23 protein-coding genes and 2 tRNA genes are annotated in these 24,740 nt (G+C 69.4%); 8 read left to right on the top strand and 17 right to left on the bottom strand.

Translation table 11 applies throughout. From position 1 onward, the window contains the following. Both I7X18_RS18410 and I7X18_RS18415 read right to left on the bottom strand, forming a co-directional pair. Window positions 1-684 (bottom strand): uracil-DNA glycosylase, encoded by a 684-nt coding sequence (locus I7X18_RS18410; RefSeq protein WP_193043479.1) that lies wholly within the window; start codon window positions 682-684, stop codon window positions 1-3. A 28-nt stretch (window positions 685-712) separates the two neighbouring features. Continuing rightward, complete coding sequence (locus I7X18_RS18415) at window positions 713-1,669, bottom strand: thiamine-phosphate kinase (RefSeq protein ID WP_193043480.1); 957 nt, start codon at window positions 1,667-1,669, stop codon at window positions 713-715. Between the two features lie 99 nt (window positions 1,670-1,768). Between I7X18_RS18415 and I7X18_RS18420 the strand changes: the two genes are divergently transcribed. Beyond that, window positions 1,769-2,011 carry an Lrp/AsnC ligand binding domain-containing protein gene (locus tag I7X18_RS18420; protein ID WP_232375270.1) on the top strand — a complete coding sequence of 81 codons (243 nt, stop codon included), beginning with the start codon at window positions 1,769-1,771 and terminating at the stop codon, window positions 2,009-2,011. Between the two features lie 64 nt (window positions 2,012-2,075). After that, a complete protein-coding gene (locus tag I7X18_RS18425; RefSeq protein WP_193043991.1) occupies window positions 2,076-2,609 on the top strand; it encodes a DUF3515 domain-containing protein in 534 nt (177 codons plus the stop codon). On the opposite strand, the gene I7X18_RS18430 is transcribed toward I7X18_RS18425, so the two are convergent. From I7X18_RS18430 to I7X18_RS18440, 3 genes are read right to left on the bottom strand one after another with little or no spacing between them, the layout of a single operon-like run. Further along, a complete protein-coding gene (locus I7X18_RS18430) occupies window positions 2,606-3,721 on the bottom strand; it encodes a D-alanine--D-alanine ligase family protein (RefSeq protein ID WP_193043481.1) in 1,116 nt (371 codons plus the stop codon). The two genes, I7X18_RS18425 and I7X18_RS18430, sit on opposite strands and share 4 nt — an antisense overlap. 46 nt (window positions 3,722-3,767) lie before the next feature. Next, window positions 3,768-4,871, bottom strand: coding sequence for a cystathionine gamma-lyase (locus I7X18_RS18435; RefSeq protein WP_193043482.1), 1,104 nt, complete (start codon window positions 4,869-4,871; stop codon window positions 3,768-3,770). 5 nt (window positions 4,872-4,876) lie between these two features. Continuing rightward, window positions 4,877-5,875, bottom strand: coding sequence for an NAD(P)H-dependent glycerol-3-phosphate dehydrogenase (locus I7X18_RS18440; RefSeq protein WP_193043483.1), 999 nt, complete (start codon window positions 5,873-5,875; stop codon window positions 4,877-4,879). A 76-nt stretch (window positions 5,876-5,951) separates the two neighbouring features. Here I7X18_RS18440 and cofC point away from each other — a divergent pair, with 76 nt between their 5' ends. From cofC to mutT1, 3 genes are read left to right on the top strand one after another with little or no spacing between them, the layout of a single operon-like run. Beyond that, a complete protein-coding gene (cofC, locus tag I7X18_RS18445; protein ID WP_193043484.1) occupies window positions 5,952-6,620 on the top strand; it encodes a 2-phospho-L-lactate guanylyltransferase in 669 nt (222 codons plus the stop codon). A 54-nt stretch (window positions 6,621-6,674) separates the two neighbouring features. Then, window positions 6,675-8,834, top strand: coding sequence for an RNA degradosome polyphosphate kinase (locus I7X18_RS18450; RefSeq protein WP_193043485.1), 2,160 nt, complete (start codon window positions 6,675-6,677; stop codon window positions 8,832-8,834). A gap of 41 nt (window positions 8,835-8,875) precedes the next feature. Next, a complete protein-coding gene (gene mutT1, locus I7X18_RS18455) occupies window positions 8,876-9,817 on the top strand; it encodes an 8-oxo-(d)GTP phosphatase MutT1 (protein ID WP_193043486.1) in 942 nt (313 codons plus the stop codon). A 56-nt stretch (window positions 9,818-9,873) separates the two neighbouring features. Here mutT1 and I7X18_RS18460 read toward each other — a convergent pair whose 3' ends face one another. From I7X18_RS18460 to leuC, 3 genes are all read right to left on the bottom strand, one after another. Then, window positions 9,874-10,557: an HU family DNA-binding protein gene (locus I7X18_RS18460; protein ID WP_193043487.1), complete on the bottom strand. Its 684-nt coding sequence runs from the start codon at window positions 10,555-10,557 to the stop codon at window positions 9,874-9,876. 204 nt (window positions 10,558-10,761) lie between these two features. Beyond that, window positions 10,762-11,355: a 3-isopropylmalate dehydratase small subunit gene (gene leuD, locus I7X18_RS18465; protein WP_193043488.1), complete on the bottom strand. Its 594-nt coding sequence runs from the start codon at window positions 11,353-11,355 to the stop codon at window positions 10,762-10,764. Window positions 11,356-11,368: 13 nt separating this feature from the next. After that, window positions 11,369-12,814 (bottom strand): 3-isopropylmalate dehydratase large subunit, encoded by a 1,446-nt coding sequence (gene leuC, locus I7X18_RS18470; RefSeq protein WP_193043489.1) that lies wholly within the window; start codon window positions 12,812-12,814, stop codon window positions 11,369-11,371. A gap of 79 nt (window positions 12,815-12,893) precedes the next feature. Here leuC and I7X18_RS18475 point away from each other — a divergent pair, with 79 nt between their 5' ends. After that, a complete protein-coding gene (locus I7X18_RS18475; protein WP_193043490.1) occupies window positions 12,894-13,595 on the top strand; it encodes an IclR family transcriptional regulator in 702 nt (233 codons plus the stop codon). A 132-nt stretch (window positions 13,596-13,727) separates the two neighbouring features. Here I7X18_RS18475 and I7X18_RS18480 read toward each other — a convergent pair. From I7X18_RS18480 to I7X18_RS18500, 5 genes are all read right to left on the bottom strand, one after another. Continuing rightward, window positions 13,728-13,800: transfer RNA gene (locus I7X18_RS18480), tRNA-Glu, on the bottom strand. Window positions 13,801-13,896: 96 nt separating this feature from the next. Next, window positions 13,897-13,968 (bottom strand) — tRNA-Gln (locus tag I7X18_RS18485). Window positions 13,969-14,115: 147 nt separating this feature from the next. Beyond that, window positions 14,116-15,579, bottom strand: coding sequence for a glutamate--tRNA ligase (gene gltX / locus I7X18_RS18490; protein ID WP_193043992.1), 1,464 nt, complete (start codon window positions 15,577-15,579; stop codon window positions 14,116-14,118). A 26-nt stretch (window positions 15,580-15,605) separates the two neighbouring features. Next, complete coding sequence (locus I7X18_RS18495; protein ID WP_193043491.1) at window positions 15,606-16,388, bottom strand: fumarylacetoacetate hydrolase family protein; 783 nt, start codon at window positions 16,386-16,388, stop codon at window positions 15,606-15,608. A gap of 15 nt (window positions 16,389-16,403) precedes the next feature. Beyond that, the gene (locus I7X18_RS18500; protein ID WP_193043993.1) at window positions 16,404-17,600 is read right to left on the bottom strand and encodes an alpha/beta hydrolase family protein; all 1,197 of its coding nucleotides are present in this window, start codon (window positions 17,598-17,600) and stop codon (window positions 16,404-16,406) included. A 91-nt stretch (window positions 17,601-17,691) separates the two neighbouring features. Between I7X18_RS18500 and I7X18_RS18505 the strand changes: the two genes are divergently transcribed. Next, a complete protein-coding gene (locus I7X18_RS18505) occupies window positions 17,692-18,882 on the top strand; it encodes an MFS transporter (protein WP_193043492.1) in 1,191 nt (396 codons plus the stop codon). Between the two features lie 17 nt (window positions 18,883-18,899). On the opposite strand, the gene I7X18_RS18510 is transcribed toward I7X18_RS18505, so the two are convergent. Genes I7X18_RS18510 through serA form a run of 3 tightly spaced genes read right to left on the bottom strand, consistent with a single transcriptional unit; the run spans window position 18,900 to window position 22,111 of the window. Further along, on the bottom strand, window positions 18,900-19,511 hold the full coding sequence (locus I7X18_RS18510; RefSeq protein WP_193043493.1) for a hypothetical protein: 612 nt from the start codon (window positions 19,509-19,511) through the stop codon (window positions 18,900-18,902). Continuing rightward, on the bottom strand, window positions 19,512-20,522 hold the full coding sequence (locus I7X18_RS18515) for a 3-isopropylmalate dehydrogenase (RefSeq protein ID WP_193043994.1): 1,011 nt from the start codon (window positions 20,520-20,522) through the stop codon (window positions 19,512-19,514). It lies immediately after the preceding gene. A 2-nt stretch (window positions 20,523-20,524) separates the two neighbouring features. After that, on the bottom strand, window positions 20,525-22,111 hold the full coding sequence (gene serA / locus I7X18_RS18520) for a phosphoglycerate dehydrogenase (RefSeq protein WP_193043494.1): 1,587 nt from the start codon (window positions 22,109-22,111) through the stop codon (window positions 20,525-20,527). Between the two features lie 112 nt (window positions 22,112-22,223). On the opposite strand from serA, the gene I7X18_RS18525 reads away from it, so the two are divergent. Beyond that, a complete protein-coding gene (locus I7X18_RS18525) occupies window positions 22,224-23,654 on the top strand; it encodes a phytoene desaturase family protein (protein ID WP_193043495.1) in 1,431 nt (476 codons plus the stop codon). Between the two features lie 77 nt (window positions 23,655-23,731). Here I7X18_RS18525 and ilvC read toward each other — a convergent pair whose 3' ends face one another. After that, window positions 23,732-24,733 (bottom strand): ketol-acid reductoisomerase, encoded by a 1,002-nt coding sequence (gene ilvC / locus I7X18_RS18530; protein ID WP_193043995.1) that lies wholly within the window; start codon window positions 24,731-24,733, stop codon window positions 23,732-23,734. Window positions 24,734-24,740 lie beyond the last annotated feature (7 nt).

Genomic DNA, 24,740 nt, shown 5'->3' on the forward strand with positions numbered 1-24,740 from the left:
CTACGGCAGCCGCCAGTCGATCGGTTCGGCGTCCATCTGGGCCAGCAATTCGTTGACGCGGCTGAACGGTCGCGATCCGAAGAAGCCGCGGGACGCCGACAGCGGGGACGGATGCGGCGACTCGATCGCCACGCACGCCTCACCGGTCAGCATGGGCTTGAGGGTCGCGGCGTCGCGTCCCCACAGCACGGCCACCATCGGTTCGTTCCTGGCGACCAACGCCCGGATCGCGCACTCCGTCACCGCCTCCCAGCCCTTGCCGCGATGTGACGCCGGTGTGCCCGGTCGTACAGTCAGCACCCTGTTGAGCAGCACCACACCGCGCTCAGCCCACGGGGTGAGGTCGCCGGTGCTCGGTTGTGGGTGACCGAGGTCGGCGGTGTACTCGGTGAAGATGTTGGACAGGCTGCGCGGCAGTGGCCGCACCTCCGGGGCCACCGAGAAGCTCAGACCGACCGCGTGGCCGGGCGTCGGATACGGATCCTGGCCCACGATGAGGACGCGGACGCGGTCGAACGGGAACGAGAACGCCCGCAACACGTTGGCACCCGCGGGCAGGTAGCGGTGACCGGCGGCCAGTTCGGCCCGCAGGAACTCCCCCATCTGTGTCACCTGCTCGTGCACGGGCTCCAATGCCTTCGCCCAGCCCTGGTCTACGAGTTCGGAGAGCGCGCGTGCAGTCACGAAACGCCAACTTAGCGTGCGGTGTTCGTCAGAACGACTGCCAGCCCCGGTTTCCGCTCCACTCGCCGCCGTCGACCAGCACCTCAGCGGGACCGGCGGCCACCCGCCCGATCACCCGCCACCCGGCCGGCGGCGGGCCGGGAAAGGTCGCGACCAGCGCATGGTCCTCGCCGCCGGAGAGCACGAACTCCCACGGATCGCCGCCGACGGCGGCCGCGGCGCCCGCCACCGCGGCATGATCGGCGTGCAACCCCGCCCGGTCCACGCCGATCCGGCACCCCGACGCATCGGCGATGTGTCCGAGATCGGCCAGCAGCCCGTCGGAGACGTCGGTCATCGACGTCGCACCGGAGTCGGCCGCGGCGCGGCCCTGTCCGTAGGGCGGCACCGGAACGAGGTGGCGGCGGCGCAGTGGTTCGAAATCCTCGATTTCGTTGTGCCACAACGCATATCCGGCGGCCGACCGGCCCAGTTCGCCACTGACGGCGACGATGTCACCGGGGCGGGCGCCGTCTCGGCGCACGGGCGCCCTGCCGGCGAGGTCACCGAGCACGGTCACCGCGATCACCCACTGCGGGGCGCGGACCAGGTCACCGCCGATGATGCCCGCGCCCATCGCCGCCGCTTCGTCCCACATACCGTCGTTGAGCCCCAGCGCGGAGGCGGCCGGGGTGTCGGCGGGGGCACCGAACGCCACCACGAATGCGGTCGCCGCGGCGCCCATCGCCTCGACATCGGCAGCGTTCTGCGCGATCGCCTTGCGCCCCACCTCGTGCGGCGCCGACCAATCGAGCCGGAAGTGCCTGCCCTCGACCAGCATGTCCGTCGACACCACGGTCCGACCGTCACCGCGGGACAGCACGGCGGCATCGTCACCGGGCCCGATCAGCACCGACGGTGGTTGCCGTCTGCCGCGCACCAGCGCATCGATCACCGCGAATTCACCGACGTCGGCCATGCTCTCGGCCGGGTCGAACGGGGCCATGTCACCTCCACCCGGCCGCCGTCACGACGCGCAGCACCGGCTCCACCTGCGGTACGTTTGGTCCCCGGAGTCTATGGGGCGGGACGGAGGCGAACACGGGTGGTCGAGGCTTTCATGCTGATCCAGACCGAGGTCGGCCGCGCCGAAGTCGTGGCGGCGAGGTTGGCCGAACTGCCCGGTGTTCGGTCCGCGGAGTACGTCACCGGCCCCTACGACGTGGTGGTGCGGGTGGGCGCCGACAACCTCGACGACCTGCGCTCCGGCATCGTCCCCAGTGTGCAGGGCGTGGACGGGATCACGCGGACGCTGACCTGCCCGATCGCGGACGGCGCGCACCCATAGGCTTGTTCGGGTGACGCCCGACGATCCGCAGCGAGCACTCCGCGACGGCCCGCCGCGAACATTGATGATCGCGGCCATCCTGGTGGCCGTCGCGGCGCTCGTGGTGGTGCTCGGCATCGCGGCCGTACGCCAGGGCCGGCCCGAGCAGCAGCCGGTGGCGATCGCGTCGGTGCCTGCGCCGCGCGCCGACAGCCCGGAGTGCCAGGCCCTGCTGGGCGCGCTGCCGGAGATGCTCGGTGACTTCCGCCGCGCCCCGACGGCAGAACCGACGCCGGTCGGCGCCGCGGCCTGGCAGGCCGGCCCGGACACCGAGGCGATCATTCTGCGCTGCGGGCTGGACCGTCCGGTGGACTTCGTGGTGGGGGTGCCGATCCAGATGGTCGATGCGGTGCAGTGGTTCCGCGTCGGGGAAGAGGCCGCCCCCGGGAGCCGACAGGAGCCCCAGCAGACCCGCAGCACGTGGTATGCCGTGGACCGCCCGGTGTACGTGGCCCTCACACTGCCGCAGGATTCCGGTCCCACGCCGATCCAGGTCATCTCCCGGGTGCTGACCGACACCTTGCCGGCCCAGCCCCCCGCCCCCGGTCCGCCGCGCTAGCGCAGGCCGGTCCCGCGGGCGACGGCCGTGTCCACCATCGCCGCGAGCAGGGTCGGATAGTCCACCCCGCTGGCCGCCCACATCCGCGGATACATGGAAATCGTGGTGAAGCCCGGCATGGTGTTGATCTCGTTGACGACGGGTCCGTCGTCGGTGAGGAAGAAGTCGACGCGCGCCAGACCCTGGCAGTCGATCGCGCGGAACGCCTGGATGGCGAGTCGGCGGATGTCGTCGGCCACGTCGTCTTCGATTTTCGCCGGCACGTCGAGCTCGGCGCCGTCGTCGAGGTATTTCGTCGCGAAGTCGTAGAACCCGTCCTCGCGGCCGCGCACGCCGGCCACCCGGATCTCGCCGACCGTACTGGCCTCGACACGGCCGTCCGGGTACTCCAGCACGCCGCATTCGAGCTCGCGGCCCGGTATCCCGGCCTCGATGATCACCTTGGGGTCGTGCGCGCGGGCCAGGTCGATCGCGGCAGGCAGATCCGCCCAGTCCGCCACCCTGCTGACGCCGATCGAGGACCCGCCGCGGGCCGGTTTGACGAACACCGGCAGGCCGAGACGGTCGCGTTCGTCGAGCGTCATGTCCGCACGCCCGGGGCGTAGCACCACGTGGTCGCCCACCGGGAGCCCCTCGGCGATCAGCAGCTTCTTGGTGAACTCCTTGTCCATGCCCGCGGCGCTGGCCAGGACACCGGCCCCGACATAGGGCACCCCGGCGAGCTCGAGCAGGCCCTGGATCGTGCCGTCCTCGCCATAGGGCCCGTGCAGCACCGGGAACACCACGTCCACCGCGGCGAGGACCTCCCCTGCCTCGGTCTGGCTCAGCGACACCAGTTCGCCGCGGCGGCCCGGATCGGCGGGCAACGCCAGGGCTGTCCCGGACGCCGCGCTCACCTCGGGCAGCCGCCCGTCGGTGATGGCCAGCGTCTCGGGCCGCCCGTCGGTCAGCACCCAGGAACCGTCCGGGGTGATCCCGACGGCGAACACGTCGAAGTGCTCGGGATCGAGGTTGCGCAGGATGCTGCCCGCGGAGACACACGAGATGGCGTGCTCGGAGCTGCGCCCGCCGTAGACGACGGCAACGCGGGTGCGCTGGTTGCGGGCGATCACAGTCTGCAGAGGCTACCGTCCCGGCCGCGCCGGGGACGATTCGATATCAGCCGAGCGCGGCGCTGAGGTCGGCGATGAGGTCGTCGGTGTCCTCGATGCCCATGGACAGGCGGGCGAATCCGTCGGGCACCGGGTCACCCCAGCGGGCGCGACGGTCGATCGAGGTGTGGATGCCGCCGAAGCTGGTCGAGGCGACGAGCAGTGCGCTGCGTTCGACGAGCGCATGCACGGCCGGGGCGTCGGCGAGCTCCACCGAGACCAGCCCGCCGTACCGCCGCATCTGCCGCGACGCCACCGCGTGTGCGGGGTCCTCCGGTAGTCCGGGATAGCGCACGCCGCGTACGGCAGGGTGTCCGCGCAGCAGCATCGCGACCGCCTGCGCGTTCTGGCACTGCCGCTCGAACCGCAGGCCGGCACTGCCGAGGCTGCGAAGCACCAGCCACGCCTCGAACGGACCGAGGATGGGCCCGGCGAGCAGGCGGTCCCGTTCGAGCGCGGCCATCAGTTCGGGGTGACTGCCCGCGACGTAACCGGCGATCAGATCGCTGTGGCCGGAGAGCGCTTTGGTGGCGCTGGCCACCACGAGATCGGCGCCCAGCGACAGCGGTTGCTGCCCGAGGGGGGTCGCCGTGGTGTTGTCGACGATCAGGGTCGCGCCGCGCCCACGGCAGGTCATCGCCAGCCGGTGCAGGTCCACCACGTCCAACCCCGGGTTGGCGGGCGTCTCCGCCAGCACCACGTCGGCGTCGGCCGCCGCCGCGCACATGTCGGCCGTGCCGACTTCGAGAACTGTGACACCTTGTGGCGCAAGGTATTCGGTGGCATAGCGGCGGACCTGGTAGTAGCCGTCGGCAGGAACGATCAATCGTTTCCCGGGGCCGGTCAGCACCCGCAGGGCCGAGGTGGTGGCCGCCATCCCGGAGCCGAAGGCCAGCGCCGTCGAGGCCCCTTCCAGCTCGGCCAGTGCCGCTTCCAGCCGCCGCCAGGTCGGATTCGAGCTGCGCCCGTAGGTGTCCAGCGGTTGGGCTTCGTCCGGCGACAGGTGATACGCCGAGACCGGCACCGGCGGTGTCGCCACGGGCTCTCCTGGAATCGCCTCGGCCCCAACGGCTTTGACGCTGCGTGTGGAATCGCCGTAGGCGCCTTCCATGCCGGCTACTCCGGTTTGGTGCTGCGACCGAGCAGCAGCACGACGGCTTCGTCGACGGAAAGACCCTTGTGGCAGACGCGGTTGACCGCATCGGTGAGCGGCATCTCGACGTCGTAACTGGACGCCAGCGCCAGCACCGACCGGCACGAGGTGACGCCCTCGGCCACGTGTCCGCCCGCGGCGAGCAACGCCGATTCCATGGTCCCGCCCCGGCCCAACCGCTCGCCGAAGGTGCGGTTGCGCGATTGCACCGAGGTGCAGGTGGCAACGAGGTCGCCAACGCCGGCCAGCCCGGCCAGCGTCGTGGGTTTGGCGCCGAGCGCGATGCCGAGCCGCATGATCTCGGCCAGTCCACGGGTGATGATCGCCGCGACCGTGTTCTCCCCCAGTCCGACGCCGACGGCCATTCCGCACGCCAGCGCGATCACGTTCTTGCACGCACCGCCGATCTCGGCGCCCACCACGTCGGCATTGGTGTAGGGCCGCAGATAGCCGGTGGCGAACGCGCGTTGCAGCGCGACCGCGCGACCGCTGTCGCTGCAGGCGACGACGGTGGCGGCAGGTTGTTCGTCGGCGATCTCGCTGGCGAGGTTCGGTCCGGTCACCACCGCGACGCGGGCCGGGTCGGCGCCGGTGACCTGCGCGATCACCTGGCTCATCCGCATGAGTGTGTCGAGTTCGATGCCCTTGGCCAGGCTCACCAGCGTGACGTCGTGGCCGATGAGGCCCTTCCACTGCTCGAGGTTGGCCCGCAGGCTCTGTGCGGGCACCGCCAGCACCACCGTGCAGGCGCCGGTGAGCGCCTCGGCCGGGTCCGAGGTGGCGTGAATCGTCGTGGGCAGAGCCACCTCGTCGAGGTAGCCGCTGTTGTGGTGGGTGGCGTTGATCTCGGCCGCGACCTCCGGCCGGCGCGCCCACAGCCTCACCGAGTTACCGGCGTCGGCGAGGACTTTGGCCGTTGCCGTGCCCCACGCACCGGAACCCATCACCGCCGCCGTCACCACGCGTTCACCCTAGCGCGCAGCGCGGGGAGTCCGACGGCGTCGGCCGCCCAGCGCGGGTGCTGGCAGGATGGCGGCCATGCGCGGCACGAGAAGCGACGGCGCCGCCCCGCCCGGCACGGAGACGGACCCCGACGTGGGGGTGGTGATCGCCGTCAAACGCCTCGCCGCCGCCAAGACCAGGCTGGCGCCGATCTTCGCGCCCGACACCCGCGAGACGGTGGTGCTGGCGATGCTCGTCGACACCATCACCGCGGCCGCCGCGGTCGCGCGCGTCATCGTCGTCACCCCCGACCCCGCCGCCGCGGATGCCGCACTCGCGCTGGGCGCACAGGTGCTCACCGACCCGACCCCGGCCGGTCACCCCGACCCGCTCAACAACGCGATCGCCGCCGCGGAGGCGGTGATGCGTCAGACGACCCCGAATGTGGTTGCGCTGCAAGGTGATCTGCCGGCGTTGCAGTCGCGGGAGTTGAGCGAGGCGATCGCCGCAGCGCGGGTCCAGCCCCGCAGTTTCGTCGGCGACCGCCACGGCACCGGCACGTCGGCCCTGTTCGCGTTCGGTGTGGCACTCGATCCGCGATTCGGCCCCGATTCGGCGCAGCAGCACCGCCGTTCGGGCGCGATCGAGCTGACCGGTCCGTGGCCGGGTCTGCGTTGCGACATCGACACCCCCGATGACCTGCGGTTGGCCCGCCGCCTCGGCGTCGGCCCGCAGACCGCGCGCGCCGTCGGCGCGGGAAGGTGAACATCTCGCATACGCGGTGGCAGGACGCCGCCGCCATAGGGGAGGATCGACTCCATGACCGAAGCCGAGGCCGGGATCCGCGCGGAGAACGGTGAGCGGGGGCCCGAAGATTCGACCCCGGACGCGCCGCCCGCCGCGACGTCGCCTGCCGTCGACAACGCCCTGCCCGAGGACCGCTACCTCAACCGGGAACTGAGCTGGCTGGACTTCAACGCCCGGGTCCTGGCGCTGGCCGCCGACACGTCACTGCCGTTGCTGGAGCGGGCGAAGTTCCTCGCGATCTTCGCGTCCAACCTCGACGAGTTCTACATGGTGCGCGTCGCCGGTCTCAAACGCCGCGACGAGACGGGGTTGTCGGTTCGTTCGGCCGACGGGCTGTCGCCGCGGGAGCAGTTGCGCCGAATCAGCGAGCGCACCCAGCAGATCGCCTCGCGCCACGCGCGGGTGTTCCTCGACTCGGTGCGCCCCGCGTTGGCGGGCGAGGGGATCGTCATCGTCACGTGGGGCGAACTCGACGAAGCCGAACGCGCGCAGTTGTCGACGTACTTCCACGAACAGGTCTTCCCCGTACTCACCCCGCTGGCGGTCGACCCGGCGCACCCGTTCCCATTCGTCAGCGGACTCTCGCTCAACCTCGCGATCACCGTCCGGCACCCCGACGACGGCGGACAGCACTTCGCGCGAATCAAGGTGCCCGACAACGTCGACCGGTTCGTCCAGCTCGGCGCACGCGACAACAGCGGTGAGGTCGTGCGGTTCCTGCCGATGGAGGAACTGATCGCGGCGTTCCTGCCGGTGTTGTTCCCCGGCTTGGAGATCGTCGAGCACCACGCCTTCCGGATCACCCGCAATGCGGACTTCGAAGTCGAGGAGGACCGCGACGAGGATCTGCTGCAGGCGCTGGAACGCGAACTCGCCCGGCGGCGGTTCGGCTCTCCGGTGCGACTCGAGGTCTCCGACGACATGACCGAGAGCATGCTCGAACTGCTGCTGCGCGAACTCGACGTCGACCCGGGCGACGTGGTCGAGGTGCCCGGCCTGCTCGACCTGTCGGCGTTGTGGCAGATCTACGCCGTCGACCGCCCGGCGCTCAAGGACCGGCCCTTCGTGCCCGCCACCCCACCGGCTTTCGGTGAGCGGGAGACCCCGAAGAGCATCTTCTCGACGCTGCGCGACGGCGATGTGCTGGTGCACCATCCCTACGATTCGTTCTCCACAACCGTGCAGCGGTTCATCGAGCAGGCTGCTGCCGATCCGAATGTGCTTGCGATCAAGCAGACCCTCTACCGCACCTCGGGCGACTCCCCGATCGTCAACGCCCTCATCGACGCCGCCGAGGCCGGTAAGCAGGTGGTGGCACTGGTCGAGATCAAGGCGCGCTTCGACGAACAGGCCAACATCAAATGGGCCCGCGCCCTGGAGCAGGCGGGCGTGCACGTCGTCTACGGGTTGATCGGGCTCAAGACGCACTGCAAGACCGCACTCGTGGTGCGCCGGGAGGGGTCGATGATCCGGCGCTACTGCCACATCGGGACCGGCAACTACAACCCGAAGACCGCACGCCTGTACGAGGATGTCGGTCTGCTCACCGCCGCCCCCGACATCGGCGCCGATCTGACCGACCTGTTCAACTCGCTGACCGGATACTCACGCAAGGTGGCCTATCGCAACCTGCTGGTGGCGCCGCACGGCGTGCGCAAGGGCATCATCGAGCGCATCGAACGGGAAGTGGCGGCCGCCCGCGACGGCGCCGAGGGCCGGATCCGGCTGAAGGCCAACGCCCTGGTGGACGAGCAGGTTATCGATGCGCTCTACCGCGCATCGCAGGCCGGTGTCCGTGTCGAGGTGGTGGTGCGCGGTATCTGCGCGCTGCGGCCCGGTGTGAGCGGATTCTCCGAGAACATCGTGGTGCGCTCGATCCTGGGCCGGTTCCTGGAGCATTCGCGCGTCATCCACTTCCGCGCCCTCGACGAGTACTGGATCGGCAGCGCGGACATGATGCACCGCAATCTCGACCGCCGCGTCGAAGTGATGGCCCAGGTGAAGGATCCGAGGCTGACCGCACAACTCAACGATGTGTTCGACTCGGCGCTGGACCCCGCAACGCGCTGCTGGGAACTCGGCTCCGACGGTCACTGGACGGCGTCACCGCGCGAGGGTGAGACCGTCCGCGACCATCAGGTGTCGATGATGCGCCGTCATCGCCACCCGTGACGCTGCCCCTGCCGGGCCCGCACTGACCTGCAGGAGTTGAGGTGTCGAAAACCAAACCGGCGAATATCGTTGCGTCGCCTGCCAAGACCGTGCTCGCCGCCGGTGCCGTCTTGTGGCGGCCCAACGGCGATGCGTCGGCGCCCGAAGTCGCCGTGATCCACCGACCGCGATATGACGACTGGTCACTGCCCAAGGGCAAGGTGGACCCCGGAGAGACCGAACCGGTCACCGCGGTGCGGGAAGTGCACGAGGAGACCGGTTACACCTGCGTCCTCGGCCGGCGGCTGGCGTCGGTGAGTTACCCGGTCGAGCAGGGCGTCAAGAAGGTCCGCTACTGGGCCGCCCGCACCGTCGACGGGTCCTTCTCCCCCAATGACGAAGTCGACGAACTGATCTGGCTGCCCGTCCGAGAGGCGGTCGAACGCCTGGGTTATCCCCATGATCGGAAGGTGCTGCGAAGGTTCGCCAAGGTGTCGCCTGACACCCAGACGGTGCTCGTCGTGCGGCATGCGACCGCGGGGAGCAAGTCGCGATACCGCGGAGACGACCGCAAGCGGCCGCTGGACAAGCACGGTCGCGCGCAGGCGGAGTCGTTGGTCGGTCAGCTGTTGGCGTTCGGGGCCGACCGGCTCTACGCGGCCGACCGGACCCGTTGCGAGCAGACGATCGAGCCGCTGGCCGATGAACTCGGCGAGGCCGTGCACCCGGAACCGGCACTGACCGAAGAGGCTTACGCCGAGGACAGGAAGACCGCGCGACGGCGGGTGCTCGAAATCGCCACCGAGGCGGGGCACGCCGGGTACACCCCGGTGATCTGCTCGCAGGGCAAGGTGATTCCCGACCTGATCGAGTGGTGGTGCGACCGCGACGGTGTCCGACCGGACAGGTCCCGCAACCGCAAGGGCAGCACGTGGGTGATGTCACTCGCGGCGGGCCGACTGGTCGCCGCGGACCACATCGGCAGCCCGCTGGCCGGGAAGTAGACGGCAGAACCGCCGCGGATCGGCACGACCCGCGGCGGTTCAGCGTTCGTCAGGCGTTACTTGCGGCCCTTCTTGGCCGGCGCCTTGCGGGCCGGAGCCTTGCTGGCCGTCTTCTTGGCGGCAGTGGCCTTTTTGGCAGGCGCCTTGGCCGCGGCCTTCTTGGCCGGTGCCTTGGTCGCAGCCTTCTTGGCCGGTGCCGTCTTCTTGGCTGCAGCAGTCGACTTCTTCGCCGGTGCCGACTTCTTCGCGGCGGCCGTCGTGGTGGTCTTCTTCGCAGCGGTCTTCTTGGCCGGTGCCGTCTTCTTGGCCGCAGCAGTCGACTTCTTAGCCGGTGCCGTCTTCTTGGCGGCAGCCGTCGTCTTCTTCGCGGCGGTCTTCTTGGCGGGGGCCTTCTTCGCGGCGCGCTTGGCCGGGGCGGCCGCCACACCACGCTTGACGGCGGGACCCTCGGACGCGAGCCGCTGTGTGCCCGAGACGATCGCCTTGAATTGTGCGCCCGGACGGAAAGCCGGCACCGAGGTCGGCTTGACCTTCACCGTCTCACCCGTGCGCGGGTTACGCGCGACACGTGCCGCCCGCCGACGCTGCTCGAAGACGCCGAAACCAGTGATGGTCACGCTGTCACCCTTGTGAACCGCACGCACGATGGTGTCCACGACGTTCTCCACCGCGGCGGTGGCTTGCCGACGGTCGGTGCCCATCTTGGTTGTCAGTGCGTCGATAAGCTCCGCTTTGTTCATGCAAAACCTCCGAAAAACCAGTGGCCCTACTTGGACCGACTAATGGACACGGTAAACCCACTGACCACTGATTTCCAAGAGCCACGCGCAGTTTCGGCGGCTCCTGGCGAATTTTTCGGCAATCCGCTTGGCTCCCTTGACGTCCCCCAAGGGCGTCGGGAAGGGGTGCGGAGGCGGCGATTTCGGCCGCTCGGACGCCCTTGATCAGGCGGGCAGAGTGCGCGGTTTCCAGCTCGGCCTGCGCCGCTCGTAATCCTCGATCGAATCGAGTTTCCGCAGCGTAAGGCCTATATCGTCGAGCCCCTCGAGCAATCGCCATGCGGTGTAATCGTCAATCGTGAACGGCACCACTAGCGTTCCCGCGATGATGTTGCGATCTTGAAGATTGACAGTGAGTTCCAGCCCGGGATTCTGCTCGATCACCTTCCACAGAAGTTCTACGTCATTTTGGTTCACCTCGGCCGCCAACAACCCGGCCTTGCCCGCATTTCCGCGGAAGATATCGGCGAACCGCGACGAGATGACGACCCGGAAGCCGTAGTCCATGAGCGCCCAGACCGCATGCTCGCGGGAGGATCCCGTTCCGAAATCCGGTCCTGCGACCAGAACCGAACCCTTGTCGAACGGTGGCAAATTGAGCACGAACGAGGGGTCATTTCGCCACGCGGCGAACAGCCCGTCCTCGAAACCCGTTCTAGTGACCCGCTTCAGATACACCGACGGGATGATCTGGTCGGTGTCGACATTCGACCGACGCAGGGGTACGCCGATCCCGGTGTGAGTGCGAAAGGCTTCCATCGCGAGTTCTCCTTCAGCGAGTGGGGACGGCGGACAGGTCCGCGGGAGACGACAGGGTGCCGCGAACGGCGGTGGCGGCGGCCACGGCCGGCGAGACCAGGTGCGTGCGCCCGCCTTTGCCCTGACGCCCCTCGAAGTTGCGGTTGGACGTCGACGCGCACCGCTGCCCCGGCGAGAGCTGATCGGGGTTCATGCCCAGACACATCGAGCAGCCGGCCTGCCGCCACTCGGCGCCAGCATCGACGAAGATCCGGTCGAGCCCTTCGGATTCGGCCTGTGCGCGGACGCGCATCGAACCCGGCACCACGAGCATCCGGATCCCGTCGGCGACGCTGCGGCCGCGCAGGACGTCGGCGACCACGCGCAGATCCTCGATGCGGCCGTTGGTGCACGACCCGACGAACACGGTGTCCACGGAGACGTCGCGCATCGCGGTGCCCGCTTGAAGACCCATGTAGGTCAACGCCTTTTCCGCGGCCTGGCGTTCACCCTCGTCGACGATCAGCTCGGGGTCGGGCACCGCACCGGAGAGCGGCACACCCTGGCCGGGATTGGTCCCCCAGGTCACGAACGGGCTCAGCTCGGCCGCGTCGAGGTACACCTCGGTGTCGAACTCGGCGCCCGGATCGGTGCGCAGCTGCCGCCACGCCTCCACTGCGGCATCCCAGTCCGCGCCGGTTGGTGCGTGCGGCCGTCCGCGCAGGAATTCGAACGTGGTGTCGTCGGGAGCCACCATGCCGGCCCGGGCACCGGCCTCGATGCTCATGTTGCAGATCGTCATCCGGCCCTCCATCGACAGCGATTCGATGGCGCTGCCTCGGTATTCGATGACGTACCCCTGTCCACCGCCGGTGCCGATCTTGGCGATCACGGCGAGGATGATGTCCTTGGCGCTGACGCCGGGCGGCAGCTCGCCGTCGATGTTGACCGCCATCGTCTTGAACGGACGCAACGGAAGTGTCTGTGTCGCCAGCACATGCTCGACCTCGGAGGTGCCGATACCCATCGCGAGGGCCCCGAACGCGCCGTGGGTGGAGGTGTGGCTGTCACCGCACACCACGGTCATCCCGGGCTGGGTCAGGCCCAGCTGCGGCCCGATGATGTGGACGATGCCCTGTTCGACGTCGCCCATCGGATGCAGACGGATGCCGAATTCGGCACAGTTGCGCCGCAACGTCTCCACCTGGGTGCGCGAGACGGGGTCGGCGATCGGCTTGTCGATGTCGATCGTCGGCACGTTGTGGTCTTCGGTCGCGATGGTGAGATCCGGACGGTGCACGGGTCGGTTCGCGAGTCGCAGACCGTCGAAGGCCTGCGGACTGGTCACCTCGTGGACGAGGTGCAGGTCGATGTAGATCAGGTCCGGTTCGCGCGCGGCACCCTCCCCGGTACCGAGGGCGACGACGTGGTCGGCCCACACCTTCTCTGCGAGGGTGCGCGGCGTGGCGGGCTGTGCCATAACCATCTCGATTCTTCTGGACTCTCGGCCTGCGACGTTGCGCTGGCAATCTCACATTGCGGGACGCTAGTATCTCCCTGTGAGACAGGATAGCGGTATCGGCGTGCTGGACAAAGCTGTGGGCGTACTGCACACCGTGGCGGAGTCGCCCTGCGCCCTCGCCGAACTGTGCGAGCGCACCGGGTTGCCGCGCGCGACGGCGCACCGGTTGGCCGCGGGTCTGGAAACCCACCGGCTGCTCGCCCGTGACGCCGAGGGCCGGTGGCGGCTGGGGCCGGCGCTGACCGAGTTGGCCGGGCAGGTCAACGATCCGCTGCTGGCGGCCGGCGCGGTGATCCTGCCCCGGCTACGCGAGATCACCGGTGAGAGCGTGCAACTGTACCGGCGTGAGGGCACGGCGAGAATCTGCATCGCGGCGCTGGAACCGCCAGCAGGACTGCGGGATACCGTGCCGGTCGGCACCCGGCTGGCGATGACGGCGGGCTCGGGCGCGAAGGTGCTGCTCGCATTCGCCGACGCCGCCACCCAGCAGGCTGTGCTCCCCGAGGCGATGTTCACCGAGCGCACATTGGCGGAGGTGCGCAGGCGCGGGTGGGCCCAGAGCGCGGCCGAACGCGAGCCGGGGGTGGCCAGTGTCTCGGCACCGGTGCGCGACGGCAAGGGCGCGGTGGTGGCGGCGATCTCGGTGTCCGGCCCCATCGACCGGATGGGTCGCCGCCCGGGCGCGCGGTGGGCCGCCGATCTGCTGGCCGCCGCCGACGCACTCGCCCGTCGGCTCTAGTTCTCGTCGGCGAGATCGACATCACGGTGGCGACGGCGCCGTCGGCACGACCGTGGCGAAGATCTCGCGCGCCGAGGATGCCCACGAACGCCGACAGCGCCCGACTCCGTGGAGTCGAGCGCTGTCGCGATGTACCCCCGATGGGATTCGAACCCACGCTACCGCCGTGAGAGGGCGGCGTCCTAGGCCGCTAGACGACGGGGGCCAGAACTTTCGGTTGGTCAGCATAGCCCAGGCGAACAACGCTGACCTAATCGCCTGCGAGAGCCCTGAAGGCTCTCCGTGCAGACATACTTCGCAGCTGGGGTACCAGGACTCGAACCTAGAATGGCGGTACCAGAAACCGCTGTGTTGCCAATTACACCATACCCCAATGGCTACCCATAACCGCTGGCCATGGGCTTTTTCGGAGCGTTTGCGCGGTGGGGATCGCCCCCGCGAATCGTTCCGGCGCCGACGTGCACACTACCAAAGATTTCGGCGTGCTTTCGCCACGCGCCCCCCAGGCCGGCGCCAACTCCTAGGCCGAGGCGGCCGCATGCTCGCGGGCGGCCCGCAGCCGGGCCAGGCTGCGGTCGCGTCCGAGCAACTCCAGCGACTCGAACAGTGGCGGGCTGACCGATGCGCCGGTAGCGGCGACGCGGACCGGCCCGAACGCCTTGCGGGGTTTGAGCTCGAGATCGTCCAGCAGGGCCTTCTTCAGCGCGTCCTCGATCGCGGCCGTCGTCCACTGCCCCACGGCCTCGAGTCCGGCGAGCGCGGCGTCGAGCACCTTTACCGCGTCGGCTTTGAGCTCTTTGGCGGCTGCCTTCTCGTCGAGGGCGAACGAGCCGTCGTCGAGGAACTTCAGCAGCCCCCACGCGTCGCCCAGGACGACGATGCGGGTCTGCACCAACCGGGCCGCCTCGGCGAACTGGGAGTCGTCGAGGCCGACGTCGTGGCCGTGCGCGGCGAAATACGCCTTCAGGCGGGCGGTGAAGTCGTCCTCGGTCAACAACCGGATGTGCTCGGCGTTGAGCGCATCGGCTTTCTTCTGGTCGAACCGGGCGGGGTTGGAGTTCACATCGGCCACGTCGAACGCGGCCACCATCTCGTCGAGGCTGAACAGGTCGTGGTCGTCGGCGATACCCCAGCCGAGCAGCGCCAGATAGTTGAGCAGCCCCTCGCGGATGAACCCGCGGTCGCGGTGCAGGAATAGGTTCGACTGCGGGTCACGTTTGGACAGCTTCTTGTTGCCCTCACCCAGAACGCTTGGCAGATGGGCGAACTGCGGAACCTGCTCGGCCAGACCGAGCCGGATCAGCGCCTCGTACAGCGCGATCTGGCGTGGCGTCGACGGCAGGATGTCCTCGCCGCGCAGGACGTGGGTGATCTTCATGAGCGCATCGTCGACCGGGTTCACCAGTGTGTAGAGCGGTTCCCCGTTGCCGCGGGTGAGCGCGAAGTCGGGAATCGTCCCCGCACCGAACGTGGTCTCGCCGCGCACCAGATCGCGCCAGGTGATGTCTCGATCGGGCATGCGCAGCCGGATCACCGGGTTACGCCCCTCGGCGCGGTAGGCGGCGCGCTGCTCGTCGGTGAGGTCGCGGTCGAAGTTGTCGTACCCCAGCTTGGGATTCCGGCCTGCGGCGAGGTGGCGCGCCTCGACCTCCTCGGCGGTGGAATACGCCTCGTAGGCCTCCCCCGCGGCGACGAGGCGAGCGATCACGTCGCGGTAGACGTCGCGGCGCTGCGACTGGCGGTACGGCGCGTAGGGTCCACCGATGTCGGGTCCCTCGTCGTAGTCGAGTCCGAGCCAGTTCAGCGCGTCGAGGATCGCCTGGTAGCTCTCCTCGCTGTCGCGCGCCGAGTCGGTGTCCTCGATGCGGAACACCAACGTCCCGCCGGTGTGCCGCGCGTACGCCCAGTTGAACAGCGCAGTGCGGATCAGGCCGACATGCGGGGTCCCCGTCGGGGACGGGCAGAATCGGACACGGACCGTCATATCGCTCTCCTCATGCGCGGTGCTCATCATTTACCTTTGCGCACAACGGGGTTCGTGAGCGTGCCGATGTTCTCGACGGTGACCGACACCGTGTCGCCGTCCTCGATCGGCGACACCCCCTCCGGGGTCCCGGTGAGGATGAGGTCTCCGGGCAACAGGGTCATCACCGCCGAGATCCACTCCACGATCGCCCCGATGTCGTGCAGCATCAACGACGTCCGGCTGAGTTGTCTGATCTCCCCGTTGACCTCGGTGCGCAATTCGAGGTCCGAGGGGTCGACGTCGGTGACGATCCACGGGCCCACCGGGCAGAACGTGTCATGACCCTTGGCGCGGGTCCACTGGCCGTCCTGCTTCTGCTGATCGCGCGCTGAGACGTCGTTGGCGATCGTGTAGCCCAGGATGTTCTCGGCCGCACGGGCGGCGGGCACGTCCTTGCACGGCCTGCCGATGACCACCGCCAGCTCACCTTCGAAGTGCACCGGGTTGGCGTTGGCGGGCAACTGAATCGGGATGTTGGGCCCGATGATGGAGGTGTTGGGTTTGAGGAAGATCACCGGATCGGGGAAGTGGCCGCCGCCCATCTCCTCGATGTGCGCGGCGTAGTTCTTCCCGATGCACACCACCTTGCTGGCCAGGATGGGGGCGAGCAGCCGGACGTCGGCCAGCGGCCAGGACCGTCCGGTGAAGGTGGGGGTACCGAAGGGATGTTCGGCGATCTCCTTGACGACCGTGGCAGGGTCGCCGGGAGCGCCCTCCACGCTGACAAAGGCGACCCCGTCGGGGCTGGCGATTCGACCAAGGCGCATACCGCCAGCCTAGTGTCAGCCGCCTTGGCCCCCGGCAAGCGCCGTCCGCAGGAACGGGGTGGAGTCGGGCAACGACGCCAGCACCGTGCCGCCGTGGTCCTGGTCGGGGTAAACCCGCAACGTCACGTCCTGACCATTGGCGCTCAGCTGGTCATACAGGCTGAGTGTGGAGTCCGGCGGCACATCGCGGTCGAGCAGGCCAACACCGAGGAAGATCGGCCGGTCGTACCCGCTGACCGGCAATCCCATGTACGCGTCGAGCGCCTCGGCGGCCCCTGGCAGCGACGCCAGCGGCGCCCGGAAGAACTCTGCCGGGGTGCGGCCGGCGAGCGCCGCGTCGAGCGCTGCGTAGCACAGCGTCTCGGCCAGCGTGGCTGCGTCGAGCCCCTGTGGGCTCAGCACACTGTCGACGCCGAGGTCGGGCCGCGCCTCGCGGAACGCGGCGAGGATGTAGGCGGCGTAGCTGTTGGCGGCGGGCCCGAGCGCGGGCGGCAGCGCCATGTCGGGGGCCGCGCGTTCGATGACCTTCTCGATGTTGGCCGGGGTGCCGGTGGCCACCACCCCGCGGTAGTCCAGGCCGCTGCCCGCGCTGAACTCCGTCGCCCACCGGGCACTGCTGACCGCGGCCGCACCGCCCTGACTCTGTCCGACGATGGCCCACTTCGGCGACAGGGGCAGCCCGAAGCCGTGGGCGGCCACCACGGAGTCGACGACGGCGCGGGCGGTGGCCACGCTGTTGAGGTAGCTCATCAGACCGGGGGTGCCCAGCCCGGTGTAATCGGTGGCCACGATCGCGTAGCCCTGGTCGAGCCAGTGGGTCAGGTACTCGTCGTCGCGGGGGTTGCGCGGCAACGCCGACGGTGTGCAGTCGTCGCCGAGGCCGACGGTGCCGTGCGCCCACGCGACGGTCCGCCAACCGCCGTGCGGTGGCTCACCGTGCGGCAGGAAGACCGCGGCCGTGCTGACCGCCGGCGCGTCGTGCTGATCGCGGGTCGCGTAGAGGATGCGGTACGCCGCGCCGGCGCCGCGCACCGACAGTTCCGGGCTCAGCGGCACGTCGCGGATGAGCGTGCCGGGCGCCGGGATGTTGCCCGTGTAGGCGCGGGCGTCCAACCCCGACCAGTTCGGCGCTGCGGCCGACGCCGACGGCACCGGGGTCAGCACGCTCAGGCCGCCGAGCAGCAGGACCACGGCGGCGACAGATCTCCACATCACGCCCGATACCGTACGCACCCGTGACAAGTCATACCATATTGTGGGAATGAAGTTCGAATATGTGAGATGCCCGTGCCACCATGGACAGATGACCGCTCCGGTGATCGGCACAGTGCGCCGCTGGTCGATGCTGGCGCTGGGCGTCACCGCCACGATGTGCGCCAACGTCTTCATCTACGGCGCGGCGTTCCTGATCCCGACCCTGCACACCGAGCGCGGGCTGGATCTCGCGCTGGCCGGGTTGATGGCGTCCATGCCGAGTTTCGGCATGGTGGTCACCCTGATCGCGTGGGGTTATGTCGTCGACCGCGTCGGTGAGCGCTTCGTACTGACGGTCAGCTCCGCGCTCACCGCGGCCGCGGCCTTCGGTGCCGCGGCGGTGGAATCCCTTCCCGCCGTGGGCGCCCTGCTCTTCGTCGGCGGCATGGCCGCGGCCGGCAGCAACTCCGCCAGCGGCCGTCTGGTGGTCGGGTGGTTCCCGCCTCGCCAGCGCGGCCTGGTGATGGGGATGCGCCAGGCATCGGTTCCGTTGGGAGTCGGCCTGGGCGCGTTGGTGATTCCGCGTACCGCACAGAGCCAAGGGGTCGCGGCGGCCCTGCTGTTCCCGGCGGTGGTCTGCGCGGCCGCGGCGGTCTTGTGCCTGCTGGGCGTGCTCGATCCGCCGCGACCGCCGCGTGCGGAGGCGCCAGCCGAGGACCTCGCCAACCCGTACCGGGGCACCGCGGTGCTGTGGCGGATCCACGCCGTGTCCGTGCTGCTCGTGGTGCCGCAGGCGGTGATCTGGACGTTCACGCTGGTGTGGCTGATGTCCGAACGCGGATGGTCGGCGGCGTCCGCGGGCGCCCTGGTGACTTTCGCGCAGATCCTCGGTGCGGGCGGTCGCATCGGCGCCGGATACCTGTCCGACCGGGTCGGCGACCGGTTGCGGCCGATCCGCTGGATCGCCTGCGCGGCGGCGGCGATCCTGGCACTGCTGGCGCTGACCGACGCGTTGGGCTCCCCGATCAGTGTCACGCTGATGGTGGTGGCGTCGGTGATCACGGTGTCGGACAACGGTTTGGCATTCACCGCCATCGCCGAGATCGCCGGACCGTTCTGGAGCGGACGCGCATTGGGCACCCAGAACACCAGCCAGCACCTGGCGTCCGCCGCTTCCGCTCCGGCCTTCGGTGGGCTGATCGGGCTGTTCGGGTATCCCGCGGCATTCGCGGCGCTGGCGGTGCTACCTCTGCTGGCGCTCCCGCTGGTGCCGGTGCACGCGCCGCCAGGACGGCACTGACTCACTGGGCTGCGAGGTCAAAGACGGCCGTGTGGCGATCGACCGCGGCGAATTCCTGCCGGTCGCGGCGGGAGCGCCAACAGGGCCGCTGCGAGGAAGCACAGCGCCCCGATGAAGGTGCCGAGATTGGCCAGCAGCGCATCCTCGGTTACGCCGGCCGGCGTGACGAAGGCACCGAGCGCAGATGCGCCGAACGCCACGCAGCCGACCATGTTGACCCACTGCACCTGCCAGTCCCGCGATCTGGGCGCAAAGTAACCGGCGGTCACGCTCACCGCGGCGATCCCGAGCGCGCCGCTGAGGAGGAAGGCCGCCGAGCCGGTGGCGTCCGGCGCCCACACCAGGCGACGCTGTTCGGTCACCGCATGTGCCCACACCGCGGCACCGGTGCTCACGTTGAACAACAGCGTTCCCATGAACTGCGTTGCCGCCGAGAGCCATTCGAGGCGCGACCCGGCGCGTGAGCGAACCAGCTGCACCCACGCCGCGCTGGTGAAGAAGAACGAGCCGGCGAAGCACAGGCCGTTGGCGGCGCCGGCTCCGGCGACGGCGGCGAAACCCGGCACCGTGGCGAGCGCGAACAGCGTCGAGCCGATCGCGAACAGCCAGCACTGCCGCGCCGGCGTCACCTACAGCAGACCGACGATCCGGTCACCGATGGCGCCGGTGCCCAGTTTTTCGTCACCGCGGGTGGCCAGATGCGCTTCCACCGCTTTGTCGACGCGTGCGGCGGCGTCGCTTTCGCCGACGTGCGCCAGCAGCAGGGCCACCGACATGATCGCCGCCGTGGGATCCGCGATGCCCTGACCCGCGATGTCCGGGGCGCTGCCGTGCACCGGTTCGAACATCGAGGGGTTGGTGCGCGTCGCGTCGATATTGCCGCTGGCGGCCAACCCGATTCCGCCACACACCGCGGCGGCGAGGTCGGTGACGATGTCGCCGAACAGGTTGTCGGTGACGATGACGTCGAACCGGCCGGGGTCGGTGACGATGTGGATCATCGCGGCGTCCACGTGCTGATAGGCGATGTCGACGTCCGGGTACTCGGCAGCCAACTCCTGCACGGTGCGCCACCACAGCGCACCGGCGAAGGTCAGCACGTTGTTCTTGTGCACCAGCGTGAGGTGCTTGCGGCGCTGCTGGGCGCGGCGGAATGCATCGTCGACGACGCGGCGCACGCCGAAGGCGGTGTTGAGGCTCACCTCGGTGGCCACCTCGTTGGGCGTGCCGACCCGGATCGCCCCGCCGGTGCCGGTGTAGGGCCCTTCGGTGCCTTCGCGGACCACGACGAAGTCGATGTCCGGGTTACCGGCCAGCGGACCGGTCACCCCGGAGTACAGCTTGGCCGGCCGCAGGTTGATGTGGTGGTCGAGGACGAACCGGATGCGCAGCAGCAGACCGCGTTCGAGAACACCGCTGGGCACCGACGGATCGCCGATCGCCCCGAGCAGAATGGCGTCGTGGGCCTTGAGTTCCTCGAGCACCGAATCGGGAAGGATCTCCCCGGTGGCGTGGTAACGCCGCGCACCCAGGTCGTAGCTCGTCTTCTCGACGTCCGGCAGGACCGCGTCGAGGACCTTGACGGCCTCGCCGATCACCTCGGGTCCGATGCCGTCTCCGGCGATGATCGCCAAGTTCATGGTCACGACAGGTCCACCACTTCCAGTGTCTTGGCGTCGACGGCCTCGGCGATCGCGGTCCGCACATCGGAGGGCACGTCGCGGTCGAGGCGCAGCAGGATCGTCGCACCCGGCCCCTCCGCGTCCTCGCTGAGCTGGGCTGCGTGGATGTTGACCTCGGCGCCCCCGAGCAGCGTGCCGATCTTGCCGAGAGCCCCCGGCTGGTCGACGTAGTTCACGATCAGGTTGACGCCCTCGGCGCGCAGATCGAAGTTGCGCCCGTTGATCTGGACGATCTTCTCCACCTGCTGCGGACCCGACAGCGTGCCGGCCACGTTGGTCACCGACCCGTCGGAGCCCACCGCCCGCACATCGACGAGGCTGCGGTGGTTCGGGCTCTCCGAGGCGGTCGTCAGTTCGGACTGCACACCGCGTTCGGCGGCCAGGCCCGGTGCGTTGACGAACGTGACCTGCTGGTCGGTCACCGTCGAGAACAGCCCACGCAGAGCCGAAAGCCGAAGCACCCCAACCTCTTCGGCGGCCAGCTCGCCGGACACGCGCACCGACAGCGTGGTCGTCGGCTCGGTGGCCAGGGTTCCCGCCAGCAGGCCGAGTTTGCGGACCAGGTCGAGCCACGGCGCGACCTCCTCGCCGACGACACCGCCGCCGACGTTGACCGCATCGGGCACGAATTCACCGGCCAGCGCCAGCCGGACGCTCGACGCCACGTCGGTGCCCGCACGGTCCTGCGCCTCGGCGGTCGAGGCGCCCAGATGCGGCGTGACGACCACCTGCGGCAGCTCGAACAGCGGGCTGTCGGTGCACGGTTCGGTGCTGAACACGTCGAGGCCCGCACCGCGCACGTGACCGCTGGTGATCGCGTCGGCCAGAGCCTGCTCGTCGATCAGCCCGCCGCGCGCGGCGTTGACGATGATCACGCCCGGTTTGGTCTTGGCCAGCGCCTCTTTGTTGATCAGGCCGGCGGTTTCTTTCGTCTTGGGCAGGTGCACCGAGATGAAGTCGGCGCGGGCCAGCAGATCGTCGAGGGCGAGCAGTTCGATGCCGAGTTGCGCCGCGCGCGCCTGGGACACGTACGGGTCGTAGGCCACCACGTGGGTGCCGAACGCCGCCAACCGGGCGGCCACCAACTGACCGATCCGGCCCAGCCCGACGACGCCGACGGTCTTGCCGTAGATCTCGGTACCGGAGAACGACGAGCGCTTCCAGGTGTGCGCACGCAGCGTCGCGTCGGCGGCGGGGATCTGCCGGGCGGCGGACAGCAGCAGCGCGAGCGCGTGTTCGGCGGCGCTGTGGATATTCGACGTCGGCGCGTTGACGACCAGCACGCCGCGCTCGGTGGCGGCGTCGACGTCGACGTTGTCCAGACCGACGCCCGCGCGGGCGACGATCTTGAGCTTGGGCGCGGCGGCGAGGACTTCGGCATCGACGGTGGTGGCCGAGCGGACCAGCAGGGCGTCGGCGTCGGGAACGGCGGCGAGCAGTTTGTCGCGGTCGGGGCCGTCGACCCAGCGGACTTCGACCTGGTCACCGAGGGCGGCGACGGTGCTCTCCGCGAGCTTGTCGGCTATCAGAACAACAGGGAGACTCACCCGGTCAGCCTAAAGGTCGGTAATTTCGTATCGGCGGGCAGGAGCGAAGCGACCGGGGAATGATCCCGGCGGGCAGGATACGGGCAGGTAGCGAGGCGGAGAGGTGTACAGAGTGGACGTCACTGTCGTCGGCAGCGGGCCCAACGGCCTGTCCGCCGCGGTCATCTGTGCACGTGCGGGGTTGTCCGTCCAGGTGCTCGAGGCCCAACCCACCCCCGGTGGCGGTGCGCGAAGCGCCGCGGACCCGGAGTTCCCGAATGTGCTGCACGACGTGTGCTCGGCGGTACACCCGCTCGGAGTGGCGTCCCCGTTCTTCGCGGAATTCGATCTGGCGGCGCGCGGTGTGGAGCTGATCTCGCCGGAGGTGTCGTACGCCAACCCGCTACCGGGCCGGCCTGCGGCTGTCGCGTACCGGTCGCTGGACCGCACGTGCGCCGAGCTCGACGACGGCGGATCCTGGCGCCGGCTGTTCGGGCCCCTCGTCGAACACGCGGACGGAGTGCTCGGCTTCTTCCTCGGCGACAAGCGCTCGCTGCCGCCGGATCTGCCGACGACGGTGCGCACCGGGTTACGGGTGCTGGCCCAGGGCAGCAGGGTGTGGGGGTCGCTGTGCGGAGAGGACGCCAGGGCGCTGTTCACCGGCGTCGGCGCGCACGCCATCAAGACCATGCCGTCCCCGGTGAACAGCGGTGCGGGGCTGATGCTCGGCACCATCGCGCACACCGCGGGCTGGCCGGTCCCCGTGGGGGGTACGCAGCGGATCGCCGACGCGCTGATCGCCGACCTCGAGGCGCACGGCGGCGAACTGGTGGTCGGTGCACCGGTCACCGCGCCCCCGGCCGGGGTGGCAATCTACGACACCGCGCCCACCGCACTGCTCCCGATCTACGGCGACGCGGTGCCGGCCCGGTACGCGCGAGCGCTGCGTCGCTACCGCTACGGCCCCGGTGTCTGCAAGGTCGACTTCGTGCTGTCAGGTGAAATCCCCTGGCGCGACGCGCGACTCCGCGACGCCGTCACCGTGCACATGGGCGGGAGCCGGGCGCAGATGGCGCTCGCCGAACGGGAAGTCGCCGCCGGCAGGCACGCCGACTGGCCGATGACCCTGGCATCGCTGCCGCACCTGGCGGATCCGTCGCGCATCGACGCGCAGGGCCGTCGCCCCCTGTGGACCTACGCGCATGTGCCGTCGGGGTCGCAGGCCGACCTCACCGAGACGGTGACCGCCATATTCGAGCGCGTCGCACCCGGGTTCCGTGATCTGGTGGTGGCCGCGCGGTGCGTTCCCGCGGCGCAGATGTCGTCGCACAACGCGAATTACGTCGGCGGCGACATCACCGTCGGCGGGGCAACCCTCTTCGCGGCGATGGTGGGGCCCACCTGGCGCCTCGACCCCTGGACGACGCCGATCCCCAAGACATACGTGTGCTCGTCGGCGACCCCGCCCGGCGCCGGCGTGCACGGGATGGCCGGCTACTACGCGGCACGGACGATGCTGCGCCGCGAATTCGGCATCACCGAGCTGCCTTCGCTCGCCCCATGAGAGCGAACTCGGCGCGCTAACCGACGGTGCTCGTCGGTTAGCGCGCCGAAATCGAAAGGACGCCGAAATCGAAGGGACTACGCCGTTTCGGTGATCGGCCGGTCGACCCAGCTCATCAGGTCACGCAGCTTCTTGCCGGTGACCTCGATGGGATGCTCGGCGTTCTTCTTGCGCAGGTCCTCGAGCTCCTTGTTGCCGCCCTCGACGTTGGCCACCAGGCGCTTGACGAAGGTGCCGTCCTGGATGTCCTTGAGGATGGCGCGCATCCGCTCCTTGGTGTCGGCGTCGATGACGCGTGGGCCGGACAGGTACCCGCCGAACTCGGCGGTGTCGGAGACCGAGTAGTTCATCCGCGCGATGCCGCCCTCGTACATCAGGTCGACGATGAGCTTCAGCTCGTGCAGCACCTCGAAGTAGGCCATCTCGGGGGCGTAACCCGCCTCGACCATCACCTCGAAGCCGGTCTTGACCAGTTCCTCGGTGCCGCCGCAGAGCACGGCCTGCTCACCGAACAGGTCGGTCTCGGTCTCTTCCTTGAAGTCGGTCTTGATGACGCCGGCACGGGCGCCACCGATGGCGGCGGCGTACGACAGGGCCAGCGCCTGGCCTTCACCCTTGGGGTCCTGATCGACGGCGATCAGACAGGGCACGCCCTTTCCGTCCACGAACTGACGGCGCACCAGGTGGCCGGGACCCTTGGGCGCGACCATGCCGATGGTGACGTTGGCCGGGGGCTTGATCAGGCCGAAGTGGATGTTGAGGCCGTGGCCGAAGAACAGCGCGTTGCCGTCCTCCAGGTTCGGCTCGATGTCATTGGTGAAGATCTCGGCCTGCGCGGTGTCGGGTGCCAGCAGCATGATCACGTCGGCCCACTTGGTCACCTCGGCCGGGGTGTCGACCTCGAGACCCTGCTCGGTGACCTTCTCGCGGGACTTCGACCCCTCCTTGAGGCCGACCTTCACCTCGACGCCGGAGTCGCGCAGGCTCAGCGAGTGCGCATGCCCCTGGCTGCCGTAGCCGATGACCGCGACCTTGCGTCCCTGGATGATGGACAAATCGGCATCATCGTCGTAGAACATCTCAACT

It is taken from the genome of Mycolicibacterium baixiangningiae (assembly GCF_016313185.1).
Taxonomy (GTDB): domain Bacteria; phylum Actinomycetota; class Actinomycetes; order Mycobacteriales; family Mycobacteriaceae; genus Mycobacterium; species Mycobacterium baixiangningiae.

Bases quoted from the DNA above. Each gene is read 5' to 3' on its own strand.
- I7X18_RS18415 (WP_193043480.1), bottom strand. From the start codon at position 1,669: ATGGCCCCGTTCGACCCGGCCGAGAGCATGGCCGACGTCGGTGAATTC.
- I7X18_RS18425 (WP_193043991.1), top strand. From the start codon at position 2,076: ATGATCGCGGCCATCCTGGTGGCCGTCGCGGCGCTCGTGGTGGTGCTC.
- I7X18_RS18435 (WP_193043482.1), bottom strand. From the start codon at position 4,871: ATGGAAGGCGCCTACGGCGATTCCACACGCAGCGTCAAAGCCGTTGGG.
- cofC (WP_193043484.1), top strand. From the start codon at position 5,952: ATGCGCGGCACGAGAAGCGACGGCGCCGCCCCGCCCGGCACGGAGACG.
- I7X18_RS18450 (WP_193043485.1), top strand. From the start codon at position 6,675: ATGACCGAAGCCGAGGCCGGGATCCGCGCGGAGAACGGTGAGCGGGGG.
- I7X18_RS18460 (WP_193043487.1), bottom strand. From the start codon at position 10,557: ATGAACAAAGCGGAGCTTATCGACGCACTGACAACCAAGATGGGCACC.
- leuD (WP_193043488.1), bottom strand. From the start codon at position 11,355: ATGGAAGCCTTTCGCACTCACACCGGGATCGGCGTACCCCTGCGTCGG.
- leuC (WP_193043489.1), bottom strand. From the start codon at position 12,814: ATGGCACAGCCCGCCACGCCGCGCACCCTCGCAGAGAAGGTGTGGGCC.
- gltX (WP_193043992.1), bottom strand. From the start codon at position 15,579: ATGACGGTCCGTGTCCGATTCTGCCCGTCCCCGACGGGGACCCCGCAT.
- I7X18_RS18495 (WP_193043491.1), bottom strand. From the start codon at position 16,388: ATGCGCCTTGGTCGAATCGCCAGCCCCGACGGGGTCGCCTTTGTCAGC.
- I7X18_RS18500 (WP_193043993.1), bottom strand. From the start codon at position 17,600: ATGTGGAGATCTGTCGCCGCCGTGGTCCTGCTGCTCGGCGGCCTGAGC.
- I7X18_RS18505 (WP_193043492.1), top strand. From the start codon at position 17,692: ATGACCGCTCCGGTGATCGGCACAGTGCGCCGCTGGTCGATGCTGGCG.
- I7X18_RS18515 (WP_193043994.1), bottom strand. From the start codon at position 20,522: ATGAACTTGGCGATCATCGCCGGAGACGGCATCGGACCCGAGGTGATC.
- ilvC (WP_193043995.1), bottom strand. From the start codon at position 24,733: ATGTTCTACGACGATGATGCCGATTTGTCCATCATCCAGGGACGCAAG.